The organism is Caballeronia udeis (genome assembly GCF_001544555.2).
GTDB classification, from domain to species: domain Bacteria; phylum Pseudomonadota; class Gammaproteobacteria; order Burkholderiales; family Burkholderiaceae; genus Caballeronia; species Caballeronia udeis.
Window position 1 is genome coordinate 33951 of the sequence record NZ_FCOK02000070.1, and the last position, 19007, is coordinate 52957.

Below are 19007 nucleotides of genomic sequence, written 5' to 3' on the forward strand. Positions count from 1 at the left end.
CGCCCCGCCCAAAGCGCCAGCAACGACAATCCGTTCACGCCGGAACACGTTGTCGGCACGCGACCGGATGATGGGTCTGCTCGTGCCGCTTGCCTTGCTCGCGATCTGGGAGCTCGCCGCGCGGCTTGGCTGGATCGACGTGCGGTTCTTTCCGGCCCCAAGCAATGTCGCAAAGGCGATGGTCTCCTCAATGCGTTCAGGCGAGCTGCTCGTCAATACGAAGGCGACGCTGCAGCGCCTGCTGCTCGGCTTCGTACTGGGCGGCTTGCCGGGCTTGGCCGTGGGTATCCTGATGGGCGTCTACCGCCCGCTGCGGCTGATCTTCGATCCACTGATCGCCGCCACCTATCCGATTCCGAAGAGCGCGATCCTGCCGCTGATCCTACTGATCTTCGGGCTGGGGGAGTCGTCCAAGGTGGTGATGGTGGCGATTGGCGCCTTCTATCCCATCGCCATCAATACCACCAGCGGCGTGCGCGAGATCAGCCCGATCTATTTTGATGTCGGACGCAATTTCAACGCGAGCCGCTGGGATATCTTTCGCACGGTCGCGCTGCCCGGAGCGCTGCCTTTCATCATGACCGGCGCGAAGCTTGGCGCGGGGCTCGGCCTGATCCTGATTTCCATCGCCGAGATGATGGGCGCGAAAACTGGACTCGGCTACATGATCTGGAGCGCCTGGGAGACTTTCGACGTGGAGCAGATGTATGTCGGCTTGTTCGTGGTCTCGCTGATCGGCTATTTGCTGACCGTTCTTTTCAACGAACTCGAGCGCCGCGTCGTGCCTTGGAAAGGGGCTTCTAAATGAAGCATGTGTTGTCTTTGAATGCTGTACGAAACGAAGCGGAAGACCCGTGCGAGATAACGAGCCCGCCGGTCAAGATCCGGGTCGATGGCCTCACGCGCCGCTATGACGGCATGACCGTGCTGGACGATGTGAGTTTCGACATCGCCGATGGCAAGTTCTGTTGCGTGGTGGGTCCAAGCGGTTGCGGCAAGACGACCCTGCTTCGGATCCTCGCGGGTCTCGATACGGCCACCGCTGGAAGTTTGTCGGTGCGTAATCCGATGCCGGGCGTGCCGGGAAACTCTGTCGTGTTCCAGGGCGACTCCATCTTCCCTTGGATGACAGTGTGGGACAACGCCGCTTATGGCCTGAAGATGCGCCGAGTCCATAAAACGCAGATACGGAATACGGTCGGCCATTTTCTGGAGCAGACCGGGCTCACGCGGTTCTCCCACATGTATCCCCACCAGCTTTCCGGCGGCATGCGCCAGCGAGTGTCGATCGCCCGAGCGTTCGCGAACGACGCCGAGATCCTCCTGATGGATGAACCCTTTTCGGCGCTCGACGAGCAGAACAAGACCATCTTGCAGGAAGAGCTCCTGCGGATCTGGGAGGTGCACCGCAAGACCGTGGTGTTCATCACGCACAGCGTGGACGAAGCCGTCACGCTCGGTGACCAGATCATCGTGATGACGGCGCAGCCAGGCCGAATCAAGAAGATTATCGAAGTGCCGCTGCAGCGTCCCCGCAATGTGGTCGAGCTTCGCCATGACCGGCGTTACGGCGAAATCGTCTACGAGATATGGGGACATCTGCGCGAGGAAGTGGAAAAAGCACGTCAACGATGAGGCTTCGCAGCGCCGCGTCGAAAACGATTCATTTGTTAGTTGCTGCGTTGGAGAACCATCCATGCAATACGCCATACCCACGCCTGACGTGACCACGGTCGCGGTCACCAACGGCGAATCGTTCCCGGTACGCCGGATCTATTGCGTCGGCCGCAACTACGCGGCGCATGCCCGCGAGATGGGCCACGATCCGAACCGCGAACCGCCGTTCTTCTTCATGAAGCCGGCGGACGCGATCGTCGCGAGCGGCAGCACGATTCCTTATCCGACCCAGACCGCGGACTACCACTATGAGATCGAAATGGTCGTCGCGCTCAAGGGAGGCGGTCGCGATATCCCGGTGGAGAAGGCGCTGGACGTGGTGTATGGCTATGCGGTCGGGCTCGACATGACGCGCCGCGATATGCAGAGCGTGGCCAAGAAAATGCAGCGTCCGTGGGACATGTCGAAGGGTTTCGACCGGTCGGCGCCGTGTTCGGCGATCTCGCCGGTGTCCGAGGTCGGGCATCCGTCGAAGGGCGCGATCTGGCTGAAGGTGAACGATGAACCGCGTCAGCAAGGCGACCTGTCCGACCTGATCTGGAATGTCGCCGAAACGATCTCGGCGCTCTCCGGCCTGGTCGAACTCGCGCCGGGCGACCTGATCTTCAGCGGTACGCCAGAGGGCGTCGGGCCGGTGAAGAAGGGCGAGACGATGCATGGGCACGTCGACGGCCTGACTGACCTCATGATCACCATCGAGTAGGCCCCGCTCATCCTGGGGACCGCACATGGACAAGCTACAGGGGAAGAGCACGATCGTTGCGCTGATAGTCGCGTCCGCGTATTTCATGGAGAACTTCGACGGCACCGTGATAACCACCGCGTTGCCCTCGATTGCGGGTTCGTTTGCCTCGAGTGCGCCGGCCGCTAGCGCGGGCATTACCGCATACATGTTCGCGGTCGCGATCTTCATTCCGGTGAGCGGTTGGCTGGCTGACCGCTACGGTAGCAAGACCGTCTTCCGCGCGGCGATAGGTTTGTTCATGCTCGCCTCCATGCTGTGCGGCGTCTCCGCTACATTGGCCGAATTCACCGCGGCCCGCGCGCTGCAAGGCATGAGCGGCGCGATGATGCTGCCGGTAGGACGCCTGATCGTGCTGCGTTCCACGAGCCGCGCCGAGTATGTTCGCGCGATGTCGCTTGTCACCATGCCCGGCGTGGTAGGGCAGATCATGGGTCCGTTGCTGGGCGGATTTTTCGCCAGCTACCTGACGTGGCGCTGGATCTTCTTCGTCAACTTGCCGATAGGGCTGCTCGGTGTAGGCCTTGTCACGTGGCTGATGGACGAGCAGGCTGGGGAGGTGCGCTCGCGGTTCGACTGGTGGGGTGCCTGCCTCGTGGGCGTGGCGGTCGGCTGCCTGATCGCGGGCCTGAGCATGCTGGCGTCATCGCCCGGGATATCGATCGCGGCGCTGCTGACGGTAGTCGGTTCGGTGAGCGGGGCACTGGCGGTCCGTCACCTGAAGGCGTGCCCGCATCCGCTGCTCGAATTGCGACTGCTCGCGAAGGCGACGTTTGCGCGAGGCGCCAGCGGCACTTTCCTGTTTCGTCTGGCCGCCTCCGCTTTCGGTTTTGTATTGCCGCTGCTGCTGCAGATCGTCCTGGGCATGAAGCCGTTCGTAGCCGGTGTACTGGTGTTCAGCTCTGCGCTGGGCGCCTTCGTGATGAAAGGATCCGCCCCGCCTATCCTGCGCCGTTTCGGTTTTCGGTCGGTACTGCTGTGCAATGGCGCCTTGAGCGCGCTGTCGATCCTGGTGTGCATGGGCTTCGGCCTCGCGACATCGCTCCTCGTCATCGCGGTGGCGCTGCTGGCGGGCGGTTTTGCCCGCTCCTTGCAGTTCGCGGCGCTTAACGCCGTGGTCTATGCGGATGTCGAACCTGCCTTGATGAGCGCGGCGACCAGTTTCGCCAGTATGCTCCAACCACTCGCATCGGCCGCGGGCATCGCCGCAAGCGCGTTGTTGCTGCGGGTAATGAGCACGCACGGCCGACTAAGCGCGCTCGACATGCGCATCACATTGTTCGTGATCGGCGCGATCGCGCTGGGCGCGGCCTGGCCGTTCCGGGCGATGGCGGACATGGCCGGCGCGGAGCTGAGCGGTCGCCAGCCCTTGCAACGCCATACCGAACCGCGTTGAAGTCCGTTAGGGCTGAAATCGTCCTGTTGGCCGTTGCGGGAGTTGTCTGAAAAAGACAGCGGATTCATCTCTTCAAGGAACCAATTTAATGACAGATTCAACGCGATTGACTCTTTGCGACAGCAGCGAGGTCTCGACTGATATGCCGGTGCGCTGCGAGCGCAACGGCGTTGCCTATGCGGTGTTCGTCCTGGAGGACGACTATTTCGTCCTCAGCGACATGTGCTCGCATGGCCCCGGCTCATTGTCGCAGGGCTATGTCGAGGGCTGCGAAGTCGAGTGTCCCTTTCATCAGGGGCGTTTCGACATCCGCACCGGTCAACCTACCGCACCACCCTGCTCCCAACCGGTTCGGAGCTGGACCGCGCATGTGGTCGCCGGGCGCATCGAGATCGATCCGGGCGAGATCACCCGCATGGCGAACGCGCGTGAAACGCAGGGTTGAACTCACTCATGCGCCGCGATCCTGACCGGCACAAAAAGTCACGATGCCACGCAACCGCTGGCCCTGATCTCCCGCGGTTCCTCCGATTCGTGGCCCGCGCGGGCACCCTCTGCAAAAGCCTCAAGCCATCTTTGCCGACCGCAGTTACTATGCCGAGCCATATCGGCAGGAACTGCGCGAACGCGGCTTCAAGCCCCTGATCGCCGAACGTCGGCGCGTGGAGACATGCACGCAGCATTCCTCAACTCGGCTGTTGCTTGATCTGCTCGAATACACTCCAATGAGTGGAGTAGTCTTAGAAAACCGTCTCTAACCATTGAGGATCACTGAGGTGAAAAAAATGTCTCTTTTCAAATTTCTATCGGCTGTTTGCTTCGCATTTTCGCTGACCACGGCTTCCCAGGTGCAGGCCCAGAACACGGTCACGGTCGGCATCGCCAATACCAGCGCTGACGCCGGCGTCCTGATCGCAAAGGAAAATGGTTATTTCAAGGATGAGGGCATCGACGTCAAGCTCGTGCCGTTCGCCTCGGCGGCGTTGATGATCGCGCCGCTCGCGACCGGCGAGCTCGATGTCGGCAGCGGTACCGCATCGGCCGGTCTCTACAACGCGGTGCTGCGCAGCGTGAAAATCAAGGTGGTTGCCGACAAGGGCTCCGTCCAGGAAGGCTACGATTACTCGACGCTACTGATACGCAAGGACCTGGTCGATAGCGGCCGTTACAAGACCTTTGCCGACCTGAAGGGCATGACGGTCGCAGTCGCAGCCAAAGGGGCCGGGTCCGAATCGGCGCTCAACGAAGCATTGAAGAAGGGCGGCTTGACGATGCATGACGTCAATGTGGTCTATCTTGGCTTTCCCGATCATCTAGTCGCGCTGGAAAACAAGAAAATCGACGCTAGCATCACGGACGAACCGACGATCACTCGCGCGATCGAGGGCGCTATCGCCGTAAAGGCAAGTCCCAAGGCGATTTATCCGGGGCAGCAGAACGCCGTGGTGGTGTATTCCGACAAGTTCATGAAGGACCGCGACCAGGCGACGCGCTTCATGATCGCGTATATCCGCGCCGTCCGTTTTTACAACGACGCGCTTTCGGGAGGCCGTTTGGCAGGGCCGACGTCCAGTAAGGTGATCGATATCCTGATCAAGAACACCAAAATCAAGGATGCGGGTTTCTATCGCAGGATTACCCCAGCCGCAACCAATCCGAACGGTAGCGTCAACGAAGTGGCGCTCGCCAATGACCTGAAATATTTTAAGGCGCGCGGCTATGTAAGCGGCAACATCGAGGTGAGTGATGTCGTCGACGATTCATTTGCCGCGGCCGCTGTGGCCAAGCTTGGGCCGTACAAGCCGCTTGTGGCGTCAAATTAGGCGCGGCAACGTCATGCGAGCGTTGCAGGGTTAGGGCCACAGAACCAGCATCTGCAGATGCTGGACGCGGCGGCGCGCGGCCGGAGCCCTGATGGCCGACATTGGATTTATCGCAGCGTTAAGCGCTTGCCGGGTGTTCTCGCTTATAGGACTGACCACTAAGAGCGACAGCTAAATAATATTAGACGCTTGTTTTTTGGGCGGTCAATCTTGCTCATGGAGACATTCCTGCGTTCGCCATTACTTGGATTTATTTTTCTTAGCATCTGAGAGTCGTGCGATTTCATTGGTTCAATGGACTCGCCGTTTCACGCGGGAATACTTTAAAAAGCGGCGAATGACCGCCGGCAACGTCGTCGCGCCAAACCGAGCGAAGACGAGAGCAAATAAGTAATGTGAAAGCGCCGCACGGTGAATATTCGAAGGCGGATATTCTCTCTTCGCGGATAAGAGAAAAAGACCGACTTTTTGGAGTATCCGTGAAATTGCCTGCTCAAACCACTAAGATAAAATTTGTATACCTAATAATATTAGCGACCTTGCTGGCGTATGACTTGCCGGCACAGGCGCAAAGCAGCGTGACGCTGTATGGTTTGCTCGATGCGGGTATCAGCTATTCCAGCAATAACGGCGGTAAGAAGCTCTATCAGTTCGCCGACGGCGTGTATACCGGCAATCGCTGGGGCATGACGGGAGTCGAGGATCTGGGCGGCGGCACGCGCGCCGTCTTCAAGTTGGAAAGCGGTTTCACGCTCGGCACCGGCAAGGCTCTCGGCGGTGGGGCGGCGTTCAGCAGGCAGGCGTACGCCGGGTTGAGCGACAATACCTACGGTACCTTGACCTTTGGCCTGCAGTATGACTTCATCAACGACTACGCAGCCAACGACAACGTCAGCGGCGACGTCACAGGTTACGGTTCGCACCAGGGTGACTATGACCGGATGGGTACAGACCGGCTGCCGAATGCGGTCAAGTATGTGAGCCCAAACATACATGGTTTTTCGTTTGGCGGCATGTATTCGTTCAGCAACACCGCAGGCGATTTCTACGATGGCAGCGGCTGGAGCGCGGGGGGAAACTATTCGGGTGGACCGCTGCAGGTGGGCCTGGCTTATACCCGCCTGAACGGCACGACGACCGACCCCTTTGCGAAGATCGGTTTCACCTCCTTCCTGGGCCAGCGTGTCGCCACGGTCAACCCCAACACGGGCGCGGTGACCGACCTGTATTCGTCCGGTAATTTCCGGCTCGACTATTCCGGCGCGCTCGTGCTGGCGGGCGCCTATCAGCTCGGCCCTGCGAGAATCATCGCCAACGTCACGCGCACGACCTTTAAGGCGAACGGTGTTACGTCGAGCATGTGGGTTGGGGAGGCGGGCACCATCTACAACATCACTCCTGCGTTGCAGGCGGTGGGCGGCTATCAGTACACGACGTTCGAAGGCGCACACTGGCATCAGCTCGCGGCCGGCCTGACCTACCACTTGTCGAAAGCCACATTCGTGTATGGCGGCTTCGACTATCTGCGAGCCTCCAGCGGCGTGTACCCGGTGATCGGTGGCCACTTTGCGCCATCCACCAGCGACAATCAGAGCGACGCGCGGATCGCGATACTGCACAAGTTCTGAGGGCGGTTTAACTGAATGGAGATTCGCGCGAATGAGTGACATCGTCAGGATTGCGACCGACTCAAGGATGAGTCGGGTCGTAAAGGCCGCTGACTTGATATTTGTCGGCGGCCAGACGTCGAATGACCGGACGTTCGACGTGAAAGTGCAGACAAGGCAAGTATTGGCCAATATTGATGGCTTTCTCTCGCTGGCGGGCGCTGACAAGACGCGATTGGTTTCGGCGCAAGTCTGGCTGGCCGACATTGCCCGCGACTTTGCCGCCATGAACGAGGTGTGGGAAGCGTGGCTCCCGCCCGGTTGCGCGCCGACGCGGGCAACCGTCGAGGCGAAGCTGGCTGCGGCGGACATGCTGGTTGAGATATCGGTGACGGCGCTCGCCTGATTTGGTGACGTTGGGATATCACATTGCTTCTGCGGTGGTAGCCATTGCATTGAGGCAGCCGCCGCCCATAGCAGTCGTGCCGCGTGAATATGGGGCGGTAGAACTACGGCGATCCAAAATGCGCTCATGAGAGGTCGGATGAAGACGCTGAATTCGGCGCTGGCCAAGGTGTTGAAACGCCTATCCTATCCTCTGGAGGTGATCTTGATTTATGTCCGATGGTACGTTATCCAGATCATGCACATGGTCGTGAAAGGTCAGACGAAGATAAAAGGAGGAGCGAAGTGCCCATCCCCCGGAAAATTGCGATGAGATCACAACGCGGTCGACTGACGCTGCGCGGTGCGGCCGACATAGCTGAGGAATGGCTATGCGCGGGCTGACCCGGAGCGCGGCGGGCAAGCCCACGGTCGTGCTCGTGGTGCCGATCCTTCCCTCGATGCTGGAGATGTTGGAGAAAGAATTTACGGTTTTTCGGCTGTGGGAGGCGCCCGAGAGCAACGCGGCTTTGGCGTCATGGGCCGAATCCGCGCAAGCGCTAGTCACATCCGCCGATGGCCCCGTGAACGCCCGGCTGCTCGATGCGCTGCCGAACCTAAAGATCGTCTCGACCATGTCGACCGGGCTCGACCATATTGATCTGGATGCAGCGCGCGCGGGCGGAATCGCGGTCACGAACACCCCCGAAGTAACAGCCGAGGCTGTCGCCGATCTCGCGATGGCGCTGGTGCTTCACGTGGCGTATCAAATCGCCCCCGGCCGCCATTCCGCGTGTGCGCGCGGTTCGCTGGAAGCCTTACCGCCGCCGAGGCGCAGTGTCGCCGGCACATGCGTCGGCATACTGGGGCTCGGCTGCGTCGGTCTCGCCTTTGCACGCCGAGCGCAGGCGTTCGGCATGCGGATCAGCTATTACGAACCACGGCGCAAGCCTGATGTCGGTTATGCCTATTGTAGCGATCTCGAGGTGCTCGCACGCCACGTTGATTACCTTGTCATCACCGCACCGGGAGGAACTGCGACACGCCATCTGGTCGACGCGCGCGTACTTGCCGCGCTCGGCTCGGGGGGTACGCTCATCAATGTCGGCCGCGGCTCGATCGTTGACGAGCGAGCGCTGATCGATGCGCTGAGCGACGGAACGCTCGGTGCGGCTGCTCTCGACGTCTTCGCCCATGAGCCACATGTGCCACATGAATTGCGTGCACTCGACAACGTCGTGTTGCTGCCACATGTCGGGAGCGCAACGCTTGAGGCGCGCGCGGCCATGGCCCAACTCGTGGTCGACAACCTACGTGCCTATTTCGCCGGGAAGGTGTTGCTTACGCCAGTGGTCCAAGCCTAAAGAACTTCCTACAACGGAATGAATTTTTTGAAGCAGTAAGATTAGAGACAAAACCCCGATGAACGTTGTCATTTTAGATGCCGGTACGCTCCCTATACCGATCGCTCGCCCGGCTTGGGCAACAGGCTGGGTCGACCGTTTGGCAACCCAGCCCCGCGATGTGGTCGATGCGTTACGCGATGCCACCATCGCGATTACTAACAAAGTTCCGATCCGCCGCGCTGATTTGGAACGCCTGCCTCGGTTGCGTTTCATTTGCCTCGCCGCTACTGGCTTTGATTGCGTGGATATTGACGCATGTCGCGAACGGGGGATCGCCGTGTCGAACGTTCCAGGGTATTCCGCGCAGAGTGTGTCCGAGTGGGTAATCGCTTCAATTTTCGCCTTACGTCGCAAGTTGCTAGAGTATCGGACTCTTGCATTCGAAAAGTGGGCGTCGTCTCAATCGTTCTGTGTACATGGCGCGCCTATCCTTGACATTGCCGGTACGACACTTGGCATTGTGGGACGGGGAGCTATTGGGCAAGCGACCGCTCGTCTCGGGAGCGCAATCGGAATGAACGTGATCTACGCGGAGCACCGTGGGCGTGCCGATGCGCGCGAAGGCTTTCTTCCGTTCGAGGAAGTCCTGCGACGGTGCGATGTCCTGTCATTGCACTGTCCGCTCACCGATCAAACGCAGAATCTTATCGGCAAAAACGAGTTGGCTTCGCTAAAGCCAGGCGCAATGCTGGTGAACAGCGCGCGTGGCGGCCTTATCGATACGTCTGAACTACTCGATGCCTTGACTAGTGGCCGGCTGGGTGGGGCAGCGTTGGACGTCCTGCCAAAAGAACCTCCCGACATCACGGAACGTTTGCTCCACTGCTCTCACCGGAATTTAATCGTGACGCCGCATATCAGTTGGGCTGCCACCAATGGAGCATGGAGACTAAATCAGGGTGTCGGGGAGAATCTGAACGCTTATAATTCAGGGTTGCCAATCAATGTTGTGAACAGAGTTAGCAAGGCCTGACGGTTCTGATAATCATATAGCCGGCCTGCCTCCGTCCCAGTAGAACGGCTGGCGTAGAGTCGGGGTGCGGACAGCGACTTGACGCACAGGGGGCCGGCATGAACAAGTTTAGTGGAATCGACCTGTACCCGAACAACAGTGTTTTAGTGGTCGGCGATGAAGCTGACCGGATCGTCTACCGACGGCGCTTACCCAACGATCCGGCATAGATCCGGGCGGCGCTGGCGCCGCATCGCGGGACTTGGTAGGGGTGGTCATCGAAGCGACGTTTTCCGGCTGCGATCGAAAGAGAGAGGATTGCCAATTCACCAGGGCCGACTATCGAGCTTGGAAAACGACGCGATGGTCGGGTAAGCGCCGAAAGAACAGACCGATTCGACAGTCGGCTTTCCGCCCCATATCCAGATAAGCGTCACAGTCATCGCCGAAAAGGTTCGCGCCCAGGAGATCGTAACGCGTCTAAGGCTTATCAACATCGCTGAATGTTGCGCTGTTCAGCTGACAACGGAAATGTCGACGCAAGGTCGCAGGCGAAAAACCATTGACTGTAGATCGCTCCGATGCAGAGCCACTTAAATGCAAGCGACCATTGTCCCGGTCGAGAAGGAAAGGGCGCTTCGCATTAAAGCTTCGCGCTCAGGTGCCGCTAGTCGGTCTACAGTATACAAAGAGGCAATCATGTATTTCATCAACAACATCAAAATCGGCACCCGACTGAGCATGGGCTTCGGCATCACTCTACTGTTGCTGTGCCTTATCGGCGTGCTGGCGCTCGTTCAGGCCTCTCGTGTTTTCGATGGCACTGAGCAATTGGCGGCCAACTGGCTACCGCGCATTCAAACGCTGGGAGAAGTCCGTTCCCTTGCTAGCCTTGTTCGAAAGACGACCCTTGAATCTATGTTGGCCGTCACGCCAAAGGATAAGCAATTGCAAAGGAGTCGACACGACGACGCCATTGTGAAGCTGGATGCCGCGTTCGGTACGTATGGAAAAATGGTAGCTTCTGCTCAGGAAGAACACCTTTTCAGCGACTTTAAAGCGGCATGGGCGGCGTACATGACGCTCGACCGAGCGGCCAATGCGCTGCCCGTCGTCAATGAAAGTACCTTTGAGGACACCCGAGCAAAAGTGGCAGCGGACTCGGCGCTCGCATTTGCACCCGTTGCAAGCATTATTGAGCGAGAAATCCAGCTCAACCGGCGAGGAGCGGAGGACGCGAGCAATGAGGCGGGCAACAGTTTTCATCAAGCGCTGATCGTTACCGTCGGGTTGACTGGTGTCGCGCTAGGCGCAAGCGTGGCGATTGCGATTCTGATCACGCGGTCTATCACTGTTCCAATTCGCCGGTCGGTCGTCATTGCAGAAAGCGTAGCCCAGGGCGATCTCACGTCGGATATCGAAACGAATGGAAGGGACGAAACAAGCCATTTGTTGCGGTCACTCAAGCATATGAACGAACGCCTAAAGGATATAGTGGGACGAGTGCGTGCGAGCGGCGAGAGCATTGCGACAGGCTCCGCACAGATTGCGGCCGGCAACACCGACCTGAGCCAGCGCACGGAGGCACAAGCGGCATCGCTGGAAGAAACCGCTGCGAGCATGGAAGAGTTGACTGCCACGGTCAAGCAAAATGCCGAAAACGCGCGCCAAGGGAATGCGCTTGCCGCGAACGCTTCGGCAGTCGCGATCCGGGGAGGCGAAGTTGTCGGCCGGGTGGTGGACACCATGCATGACATCTCATCGAGTTCGTCGAAAGTCGCAGAAATCATTGCCGTCATAGAAGGTATTGCGTTCCAGACCAACATCCTGGCCTTGAATGCGGCGGTCGAGGCAGCACGGGCCGGAGAACTGGGGCGGGGGTTTGCGGTCGTAGCGAGCGAAGTGCGCACACTGGCCCAGCGCAGCGCGACTGCGGCCAAGGAAATCAAGGGTCTGATCGGTGAGTCGGTCGCCATGGTAAGAGCGGGTTCGCAGCTTGTTGACCAGGCGGGGCGCACGATGGACGAAGTAGTCCAGTCAGTGAAACGGGTGACAGACCTGATGGGAGAAATCGCCTCCGCGTCGGTCGAGCAGCATACCGGCATCGAGCAGGCCAATACGGCTGTCATGCAGATGGACGAGGTCACGCAGCAAAATGCCGCATTGGTGGAAGAGGCATCAGCTGCGGCGCAATCCATGGCAGTTCAGTCGAATTCATTGCGAGAACTGGTCTCGGTTTTCAAGCTCAAACCTTGAGGGCGCACGTGCTGAGCGTGGGCGTCAACACAGGCGGCGTACTCCCTGATCGGCTCGTGTAAGCTCGGCGGTCTCGATCCAAAGGTATATCTGCGGCATGTGCTCACCCGTATCCGGATCACCCGTATCAACGAACTGTTGCGTGGAACTTGGTCGTGCAACTGTACAAGCGCAACTATGTCCACTGTACTGTTTTCAACCGACGGTAAGCGTAAAGCCTATGCACATGCGAAGGATACGACATGAGCTAGCGCCGCTGACGCCGTCTTGTCTTTACCTCAAGCACGTTGACTTTAAGTTCGTCGAAACGCTTGGTCCCCAAACGGGTTGCCGGTGTCTTTCAATTCAGTGTTGAGGTTGTATTCGGCACGCATGGCCTTGAGCACACCCTCGATGTCGCGCTCGAAGCCGACCGCGTTACCGAAGTGGGTCATGTTCCAGTTGCAGCCTGTCTTGTCGGCCTCTTGCAACTGTGGTCGCGGCACACGAATCTTCACGCCATCCTCGACGATTTCCTGCAGTCGATGGATTCGCCGGTTAACCTCCTGCTGAAGCTGCGAGGCATTGAGCGTCTTGCGTATCATCCAAGTCTCCTTCCGGTTACTCAAGCCAGTCTAGCTCAAGTGACGCGACCCGTAAGGCAGAACGAAACTCGATGATGACAAAAGTCCGAGCCACCGTGGATTGGGTAACACGAAACGCTAAGACCAGACCAGAAATGCCGACAGCTACGACGGTGACCTCCATTAACGAAAAAATAAAAGCAACGGACCTGCCTCGCTATTGCCGGCTGACCCTAGCCGGCGCGCCGGTCAACGCGGCGTCGGTTCGACGGCCAGATCGGCGCGATAGCCGCTGCCGAGCGCCTTCGTCAACGCCATCGCCATCGCCTGACTGAGCATCTGACCGTTGAGCGTAAGTAGGGTATGCGTGGTCAGCCTTTCGGGAGGGCGTGAAGCGTGCCGAACTGGTTCTGCCCAAGGGGCAGCTGACACATGTACTACGGCATAAGCCGGTCGACGGATGTTGTGTTACTTCGCTGAATTCGCATCATGCAACGAATTTAACCGCGAGTTGTTTGCGATAGGTTGAGGCGCGCAGCAGATGACGCCTACCGCAGTGGCGAGTTTCAATTTGCAGCTTACGGCGGATCACACTGGGGTTCTGGCCGTCAATGGAACGGCCGCGATACTCAACTCCAGTACGGCAGGGCGGAACGCAAGCTACACCTTTGGCTTTGTTGATTGGAGCGGTGTCGTACTGTTCTCCTTCTCCATCCGTTTTCCTTGTTGAATAAGGATTCGCTGTCGATGTGGTGACCAAAAGAAACCTCTGGCTTCACATTTGACGCCGGGGCTGCAGCGATTGTTGGCGGCTAGGAATCCCCTAGCCTTCGCCAGAGCGCGTTGCGGTGTCCGATGGAACGCTACCGTGGGTGGTCGTTTGGCATGCCATCGTACGCGCTGCTGTCATGCAACAGGGTGCAGAGTTCCGCCAGTTGTCTGAGCGACTCGTATTCGATGGGACGGAGTCGGATGTCGCAGGGGATGCCAGGAGGCGCGTCGGTCTGTTCACGGATAGTGTCTATTGCTGCGGCAAGCACCTCACGGAAAGGCGAGCCGCGTTCCGCCGACACCGGCGAGTTCTGGATGAGGGCCGCTGTTCCAAGGATACGCCGGAGCAAAGCGAGAATGGCAACGGTTTTACGCCGCCCGGCTGTGTGGCCAGGCCAATCGCGCCGGTATAGCTCTTCGGCGTGCGTACTGGCGAGTCCCGCGTTGCGGCGTAGCGCCTCGATTTCGTCACCGCGGGACGATTCCAGATGGACCGCTGCGGCCAGATAGGCAAGGTTTGTCTCGATTGCCTGTCTGACGGCACTTTTCAGGTCGTTATCGCTGCGCACTGGCCATACGAGCCAGGTAGCGAGCAGCGCGGCGAGACAGCCGAGCACGTTGTTACCCAGCCGGTCGAGTGCATACATCAATTCGTTGGCGGGCGTGGCGAAATCCGCGACAAGCACGAACGACGGCGTGAGAAACACCACGTACAGGCTGTAGCTGACGCGTCGTAACCCCATGGTCAGGCATATCAGCGGGAACACGACCAGCGAGATCGAAAGAGGGCTGTGAACGAGCAGGCCGATCGCTGCGGCGAGCATTGCGCCCGCCGCACTACCCGCTGCCCGCTCCAGACTGCGCGGCAGCGTGGTGCCGTTGGTGGGTTGCAGTACGAACAGCGTGGCCATGGTGGCCCAGTAGCCGAACGGAACGTGAAAGATTCTGACCACGAGGAAGGCTGCCGTTGTGGCGAGGCACAGGCGCGTCGCATGGCGCAGGCCGGGCGAGCCGACCAACCGGTCTGGCTTCAGCGCGGCAAGTGCCTGCCGCACGGCGGCGAGCAGCGTGGTGTTCCCGAATGCGGGTAAGGGCGGGAGGTGTTGAGTGCCCGCTGACCATAACCGTACTGATAGGGTATGGCCCATTGCTGCTTCAAATCGCTTGGCAAGTACCGGCAGGCGGGCACGCAGCGCCCGCGGAAGTGGTGCAGATGGTTCTTCCAGGATTTCGCCGATGCGCGCGAGTATTTCGGCCAGCATCGTGAGGCAACGTGCAAGCCGTGCGGTGTGTCTGGGCATTGATGGGATGGCCGAGGCATTCCCTGAATGTTCGGCTGCTGTCGAGATCGCGATCAGACTCACGAGTATCGAGTCCGCGTCGTCGAGCGCGAGCAGCAGGTCGCTGAACCGCGGGCGCCTCTCGATACGCGACTGAGGCATGTCGATCAGTGCCTTGCGCGCCGCTTCGAGCGACTGCCTGACCTCGGCACGGAAGTCCGTCGCGTGGCGGGTCCAGTCGTCGTGCGTGCTGGCCGGATCGGTGGCGAGCTGGGCGGTGTCGCGAGCGGCGTCGGACAGGCGCTGATACACAAGCCGGACTGCGTAGCGGGCGGGGCCGAACGGGTGAATGCGCCATACGCTGAAGCTGAGCGCAGTCGCGACAAGGCAGCCGGTCAGATAGATACCGAGCAGAGGCATACCTTCGCGGATGTTGTGTATAGGACTGTCGACCATCACGACACAGGTCGTGGCTGCGACGAGTGCGACCTGATACACGGCGGGCGTCCAGATGGATGAGAGACCCGCGCAGAACGACACGGCCAGTACGGCGAAGCATGCGACGAGCGTGCCTGCGCCGGACGCGAGCGCCGTCAGTCCCCCACATACGGTGGAGAGTATGGCGAAACCCATCATCGACGCGAACCGGCGCTGTGCCGAGCCGGCCGCATCGGCAAGGCAGGTCCAGAACGCGCCGATTGCTGCCCACGAGAAAAGGTGATTGTGAAGCATGCGCCCGACCAGCAGCATGGCGGTTGCCGCACACGCGGCGCGTAGTCCTTCGGAAAGGCTGGCTTCTTCAATGGCGAACGACACCATCCACGCGGGGCGCCGGCGGGCGAGGTTGCGAAAATACCCTTGATAGCGCAGGGGCAGACGGCGCAGGCTGGATGGGGTCATGGGCATTCGTCACTAAATTGCGACCGGCTTTCTTATGTGTGAATCACACATCTTATGGTCGCGCAGTTTTACCTGAACCGCGACCGAACAGCAACACCCCCTTCTGAACAAAGCCCAGCTAAAGCGGGGGTTGCTTTGATGGTCTTGCGGCCAATTCGATGAGGACGAAAAGCTGAAGCAGGTTGATGGTCTGTGCTGCAGTTGTATTGGCTCTGCCTCCGGCTCCAATGGTTGCCCATGCCCCACAGACTGCATCGCTTTCATTTCTCTCGATACGCCTTTAATCCTCAATACCCACGTGAGGTTGTAGGCAAGGATGTGCACGTTCATCTCGTTGCCCCCGTTGAGCCGCTGGGGTGTGAGGTCGTGCGTGTACCTCATGCAGTGCTTGAACGTCACGAAGACATGTTCGACGGTTCGCATGGTGGCAAGCTTACCCTGGCCAATCAATCGGCCCCCCCGATAGGGATCTCGTCCGGACGCGTGTTTTGTGATTCGAATGCAATCGTCACAAGCGTCAGCATGGTCCCCTACGTACGGCCAGTAGTGGATTGGACACTCGTGCTCCGCACTCTTTCAGCGCGCAGCCCAACCGCTGCTGTCGCAACGCTAGATGGAACGCGCTAGCGTTCATGCGGGCACTTCGTCAATCCCACTCTATAGCATCCGAACGCTTTATAGTTTGGAAATTTGAGCTTCGCAACTCTTAGCAACAAACAACATGCTTAGTTAGACATACTCAATCATCATTGCGATAGGAGACTAATTTTCACGTGAAGTTTTCGTGGACGCGTCTTTTCCAGTAGTTTCTTTTCGAAATTTCACACGCCTATCCGATATGAGCGCGCGCTGGAAAAAGCTGGAACGCGTAGAGGAAGAGCCTCAGCGCCGGAAGAAACAGTCATGATTAAATTTGACAATGGGCGGAACTCCTTCAATTAGCAAAAGCGCTTGGAACGAAGGATGAATTTGGAGGTTTGGGCTGAGGTGTCAGCGTGGTTTACCGCCGCTCCGACGTCGCATTCGCTATGGTTTGCGCTGGTTGGGATTACGGTTGCCTACTGGGTTACGGACATTCAGCAACTTTTTGGATGGATTGACGCAGTCTCCGAAACGCAGAGCTTCGCTCTTCGGCCAGAATACTTGATGAACGCGGTGGCGATTGCGGCTAAGGTTGATGTCGCTCTTCTTGCTGTAGTGATTTATCTCTTATGGCCGGGGCAGAGTGTCCGGTGTATTTAGAGTGCGTGTCGTGTTGATTGCCTATCCGGTCCGTCGCGCACGGGGCGCTAATTGCACTACGCTGCTTGTCGGGTTTTGTGAGTTCATTGGCCTAGTCGCCAGCCCGGTGTTGGCTACCATGGTCGGTACACTGAGGCTTGGGTGCCGATGCTCTTACACGACTAGCCAAATAAGAGAGAGGGCCATGAAACCGGGCGCGCAATATTAACTAATTACTATGGAATGCTAAAAATCATATGAAAATTCGTGGATATAAAATCGCGACGATCGTCGGTAGCAATCGTCGAGAATCGATCAATCGCAGGTTCGCTCAAGCTCTCATCCGCCTCGGGGAAAGCGAGAAGTTCGAGTTTGAGTTCGTTCGAATCGATGATCTCCCTATGTATAACGCCGACCTCGAGACTGCGAGGCCAGCCGCCGTCGCTCGCTTTGTCAATGAGGTCGATGCGGCCGACGCCGCTCTGTTTGTCACACCCGAGCACAATCGTTCAATCCCGGCGGTGCTGAAGAACGCGCTTGATTGGGGCTCTAAGCCAATCGAGCGGAACGTCTGGAAAGGTAAGCCCGTTGCCATCACCGGAACTTCTCCCGGCGCGATCGGCACGGCGGTCGGTCAACAACATCTGCGCCAGATCCTCGGAATCCTTGGGAGCCTGGTAATGGGTGGTGAAGCATATATTTCCTTCCGACCAGATCTCATCGGTTCCGATAGCAATATTTCGAATGAAGGAACCCGTGAATTTCTCAGACAATATCTTGCGGAATTCCTGTCACTGGTGTCCACCCTCCTGCCAGCAGCGGAATAAGCAGAAACACCAACTCACCCGGAGTTGATGTGGTGAAGATTAGTCAGATTCGATGAAGGTCGATGCGCGCGCGTTGGCGTACTTGTTGGAGATGGGATTGTCGCTCAAATCGCAGCGGCGGTCCGCTCTCTCCCGATCGTTGTCGGTGGTCGCGAGACCAACCGCAGGCCCGAAGCCCTGGAGGGATTTTCTGATTACGGTTGCGGGAGTGTAACGGCTCAGCTGGACTCGGCTTATGGTCACCGACATTGTCGTGTATTGGTTTGCGCTCAGAGCTCCGGGTCCGTAGAGGTCTGAGAGCTAGCGCCACCAACTGGACCCGTGCCCACGATTCGTCAACTAGACAACGAACAGGTTTGCAGAGCGCGATTCGGGATAGCGGTCCATTCCGCTGTTTTCGCAAGAGTTTCTTCTTACTTGAGAGGCATGCCAACATGGAACAAGTCAACTCGTGGAGCCAGGTAGTCGCGCTTTTGTCGCGTCTCTCCAGCGGAGGCGATATCACCGGCGGAGAGTCATGGCGCGCCGCCTGCAGGCGCGGCGCACGCACGGGGCGGATAGGGAAGTGGGGCAACGCGCTTGAGGCTATGCCGGTCGCGGTGCCCCACAACAGGATTACGGCGATAGAGAGGCAGAGCGACGCATGTGTTCTGATTTCGTGGTGTGATCCTACGATGTGTCACTACGTCGACCAGGTCTGGGGCCGGGTCACGGCCAGCTACAGCGGGCACTGCGCGTTGACCGGCCAGCGCATCCAGAGAGGGGACCAGGTCTTCAGGCCGCGCTGGCGAGGTCGACTTCGGCCAGCCAACTGTGACGAGATGATCCTCGCTACCGCGCTTGCGAAAGCAGACTGACCCATCTGCATGGTTGCGCACGCCTACCCTGCTGAATCAAGCCAAAGATGAGCACACACCCGTTGACGTTGGGTCATGGGTCTTCTGCGGCGAGTTAAATACCGGCTCACCACTCGCAGCAAGAAATAGCATCGTTTCACATCACTTAACTGGTTCGTTCCGCGTACTTGGCTGGACAATCATTCACATAACCGGCTTCGTTGCAACTCTATGAGGTGGTGGTGCTCCCCCGGCGTCAGACTACTTGTCGTGTTATCTGATTCTTATAGACATGGTCCGGGGGCGGTAAAATCAGAGTGAATGAAAACCTACTCAGCAGAAAGAAAAGAAGCGCTGGTGCGGCGC

At 58.7% G+C, this 19007-nt stretch carries 15 protein-coding genes and 3 pseudogenes; 16 read left to right on the forward strand and 2 right to left on the reverse strand.

What is annotated here, in order from left to right; all coding sequences use genetic code 11:
• Positions 1-67: 67 nt before the first annotated feature.
• The 14 genes and pseudogenes from AWB69_RS34650 to AWB69_RS49800 form a co-directional block, all read left to right on the forward strand.
• Positions 68-808 (forward strand): ABC transporter permease, encoded by a 741-nt coding sequence (locus AWB69_RS34650; protein ID WP_231937325.1) that lies wholly within the window; start codon positions 68-70, stop codon positions 806-808.
• Entirely contained in the window at positions 805-1635 is an 831-nt protein-coding gene (locus tag AWB69_RS34655; RefSeq protein WP_082913716.1) for an ABC transporter ATP-binding protein, read from the forward strand. Before AWB69_RS34650 ends, AWB69_RS34655 begins: the two co-directional genes overlap by 4 nt.
• A gap of 61 nt (positions 1636-1696) precedes the next feature.
• Complete coding sequence (locus AWB69_RS34660; RefSeq protein WP_062091309.1) at positions 1697-2380, forward strand: fumarylacetoacetate hydrolase family protein; 684 nt, start codon at positions 1697-1699, stop codon at positions 2378-2380.
• 25 nt (positions 2381-2405) lie between these two features.
• Complete coding sequence (locus AWB69_RS34665; RefSeq protein WP_062091310.1) at positions 2406-3815, forward strand: MFS transporter; 1410 nt, start codon at positions 2406-2408, stop codon at positions 3813-3815.
• 88 nt (positions 3816-3903) lie between these two features.
• Positions 3904-4260, forward strand: coding sequence for a non-heme iron oxygenase ferredoxin subunit (locus AWB69_RS34670; protein ID WP_062091311.1), 357 nt, complete (start codon positions 3904-3906; stop codon positions 4258-4260).
• 12 nt (positions 4261-4272) lie between these two features.
• A pseudogene (locus AWB69_RS49795) lies at positions 4273-4504 on the forward strand (IS5/IS1182 family transposase); the annotation flags it as partial.
• A 96-nt stretch (positions 4505-4600) separates the two neighbouring features.
• Positions 4601-5638 carry an ABC transporter substrate-binding protein gene (locus AWB69_RS34675; protein ID WP_062091312.1) on the forward strand — a complete coding sequence of 346 codons (1038 nt, stop codon included), beginning with the start codon at positions 4601-4603 and terminating at the stop codon, positions 5636-5638.
• A 554-nt stretch (positions 5639-6192) separates the two neighbouring features.
• On the forward strand, positions 6193-7266 hold the full coding sequence (locus tag AWB69_RS34680; protein WP_231937326.1) for a porin: 1074 nt from the start codon (positions 6193-6195) through the stop codon (positions 7264-7266).
• Between the two features lie 31 nt (positions 7267-7297).
• Positions 7298-7651 (forward strand): RidA family protein, encoded by a 354-nt coding sequence (locus AWB69_RS34685; RefSeq protein ID WP_062091313.1) that lies wholly within the window; start codon positions 7298-7300, stop codon positions 7649-7651.
• Between the two features lie 138 nt (positions 7652-7789).
• Positions 7790-7879 (forward strand): annotated as a pseudogene (locus AWB69_RS48160) (IS6 family transposase); the annotation flags it as partial.
• Between the two features lie 142 nt (positions 7880-8021).
• Positions 8022-8993: a 2-hydroxyacid dehydrogenase gene (locus AWB69_RS34690; RefSeq protein WP_062091314.1), complete on the forward strand. Its 972-nt coding sequence runs from the start codon at positions 8022-8024 to the stop codon at positions 8991-8993.
• A 58-nt stretch (positions 8994-9051) separates the two neighbouring features.
• Positions 9052-10008 carry a D-2-hydroxyacid dehydrogenase gene (locus tag AWB69_RS34695; protein ID WP_062091315.1) on the forward strand — a complete coding sequence of 319 codons (957 nt, stop codon included), beginning with the start codon at positions 9052-9054 and terminating at the stop codon, positions 10006-10008.
• Positions 10009-10686: 678 nt separating this feature from the next.
• Complete coding sequence (locus AWB69_RS34700) at positions 10687-12243, forward strand: methyl-accepting chemotaxis protein (RefSeq protein WP_062091316.1); 1557 nt, start codon at positions 10687-10689, stop codon at positions 12241-12243.
• A gap of 39 nt (positions 12244-12282) precedes the next feature.
• Positions 12283-12489, forward strand: a pseudogene (locus AWB69_RS49800) (transposase domain-containing protein); the annotation flags it as partial.
• A 47-nt stretch (positions 12490-12536) separates the two neighbouring features.
• Here the strand turns inward: AWB69_RS49800 and AWB69_RS34705 are convergent.
• Together AWB69_RS34705 and AWB69_RS34710 are read right to left on the reverse strand one after the other, a co-directional pair.
• Positions 12537-12827: a hypothetical protein gene (locus AWB69_RS34705; protein ID WP_062091317.1), complete on the reverse strand. Its 291-nt coding sequence runs from the start codon at positions 12825-12827 to the stop codon at positions 12537-12539.
• Positions 12828-13669: 842 nt separating this feature from the next.
• Positions 13670-15757: an FUSC family protein gene (locus AWB69_RS34710; RefSeq protein WP_062091318.1), complete on the reverse strand. Its 2088-nt coding sequence runs from the start codon at positions 15755-15757 to the stop codon at positions 13670-13672.
• A gap of 1478 nt (positions 15758-17235) precedes the next feature.
• Here AWB69_RS34710 and AWB69_RS34720 point away from each other — a divergent pair.
• Entirely contained in the window at positions 17236-17805 is a 570-nt protein-coding gene (locus tag AWB69_RS34720; protein ID WP_062091320.1) for an NADPH-dependent FMN reductase, read from the forward strand.
• 434 nt (positions 17806-18239) lie between these two features.
• Complete coding sequence (locus tag AWB69_RS34730) at positions 18240-18662, forward strand: DUF3331 domain-containing protein (protein ID WP_156529064.1); 423 nt, start codon at positions 18240-18242, stop codon at positions 18660-18662.
• Positions 18663-19007: the final 345 nt, after the last annotated feature.

Coding starts and splice junctions, on each gene's coding strand:
- AWB69_RS34650 (WP_231937325.1), top strand. CDS start 68: ATGATGGGTCTGCTCGTGCCGCTTGCCTTGCTCGCGATCTGGGAGCTC.
- AWB69_RS34655 (WP_082913716.1), top strand. CDS start 805: ATGAAGCATGTGTTGTCTTTGAATGCTGTACGAAACGAAGCGGAAGAC.
- AWB69_RS34660 (WP_062091309.1), top strand. CDS start 1,697: ATGCAATACGCCATACCCACGCCTGACGTGACCACGGTCGCGGTCACC.
- AWB69_RS34665 (WP_062091310.1), top strand. CDS start 2,406: ATGGACAAGCTACAGGGGAAGAGCACGATCGTTGCGCTGATAGTCGCG.
- AWB69_RS34670 (WP_062091311.1), top strand. CDS start 3,904: ATGACAGATTCAACGCGATTGACTCTTTGCGACAGCAGCGAGGTCTCG.
- AWB69_RS34675 (WP_062091312.1), top strand. CDS start 4,601: ATGTCTCTTTTCAAATTTCTATCGGCTGTTTGCTTCGCATTTTCGCTG.
- AWB69_RS34685 (WP_062091313.1), top strand. CDS start 7,298: ATGAGTGACATCGTCAGGATTGCGACCGACTCAAGGATGAGTCGGGTC.
- AWB69_RS34690 (WP_062091314.1), top strand. CDS start 8,022: ATGCGCGGGCTGACCCGGAGCGCGGCGGGCAAGCCCACGGTCGTGCTC.
- AWB69_RS34695 (WP_062091315.1), top strand. CDS start 9,052: ATGAACGTTGTCATTTTAGATGCCGGTACGCTCCCTATACCGATCGCT.
- AWB69_RS34700 (WP_062091316.1), top strand. CDS start 10,687: ATGTATTTCATCAACAACATCAAAATCGGCACCCGACTGAGCATGGGC.
- AWB69_RS34705 (WP_062091317.1), bottom strand. CDS start 12,827: ATGATACGCAAGACGCTCAATGCCTCGCAGCTTCAGCAGGAGGTTAAC.
- AWB69_RS34710 (WP_062091318.1), bottom strand. CDS start 15,757: ATGACCCCATCCAGCCTGCGCCGTCTGCCCCTGCGCTATCAAGGGTAT.
- AWB69_RS34720 (WP_062091320.1), top strand. CDS start 17,236: ATGAAAATTCGTGGATATAAAATCGCGACGATCGTCGGTAGCAATCGT.
- AWB69_RS34730 (WP_156529064.1), top strand. CDS start 18,240: ATGGAACAAGTCAACTCGTGGAGCCAGGTAGTCGCGCTTTTGTCGCGT.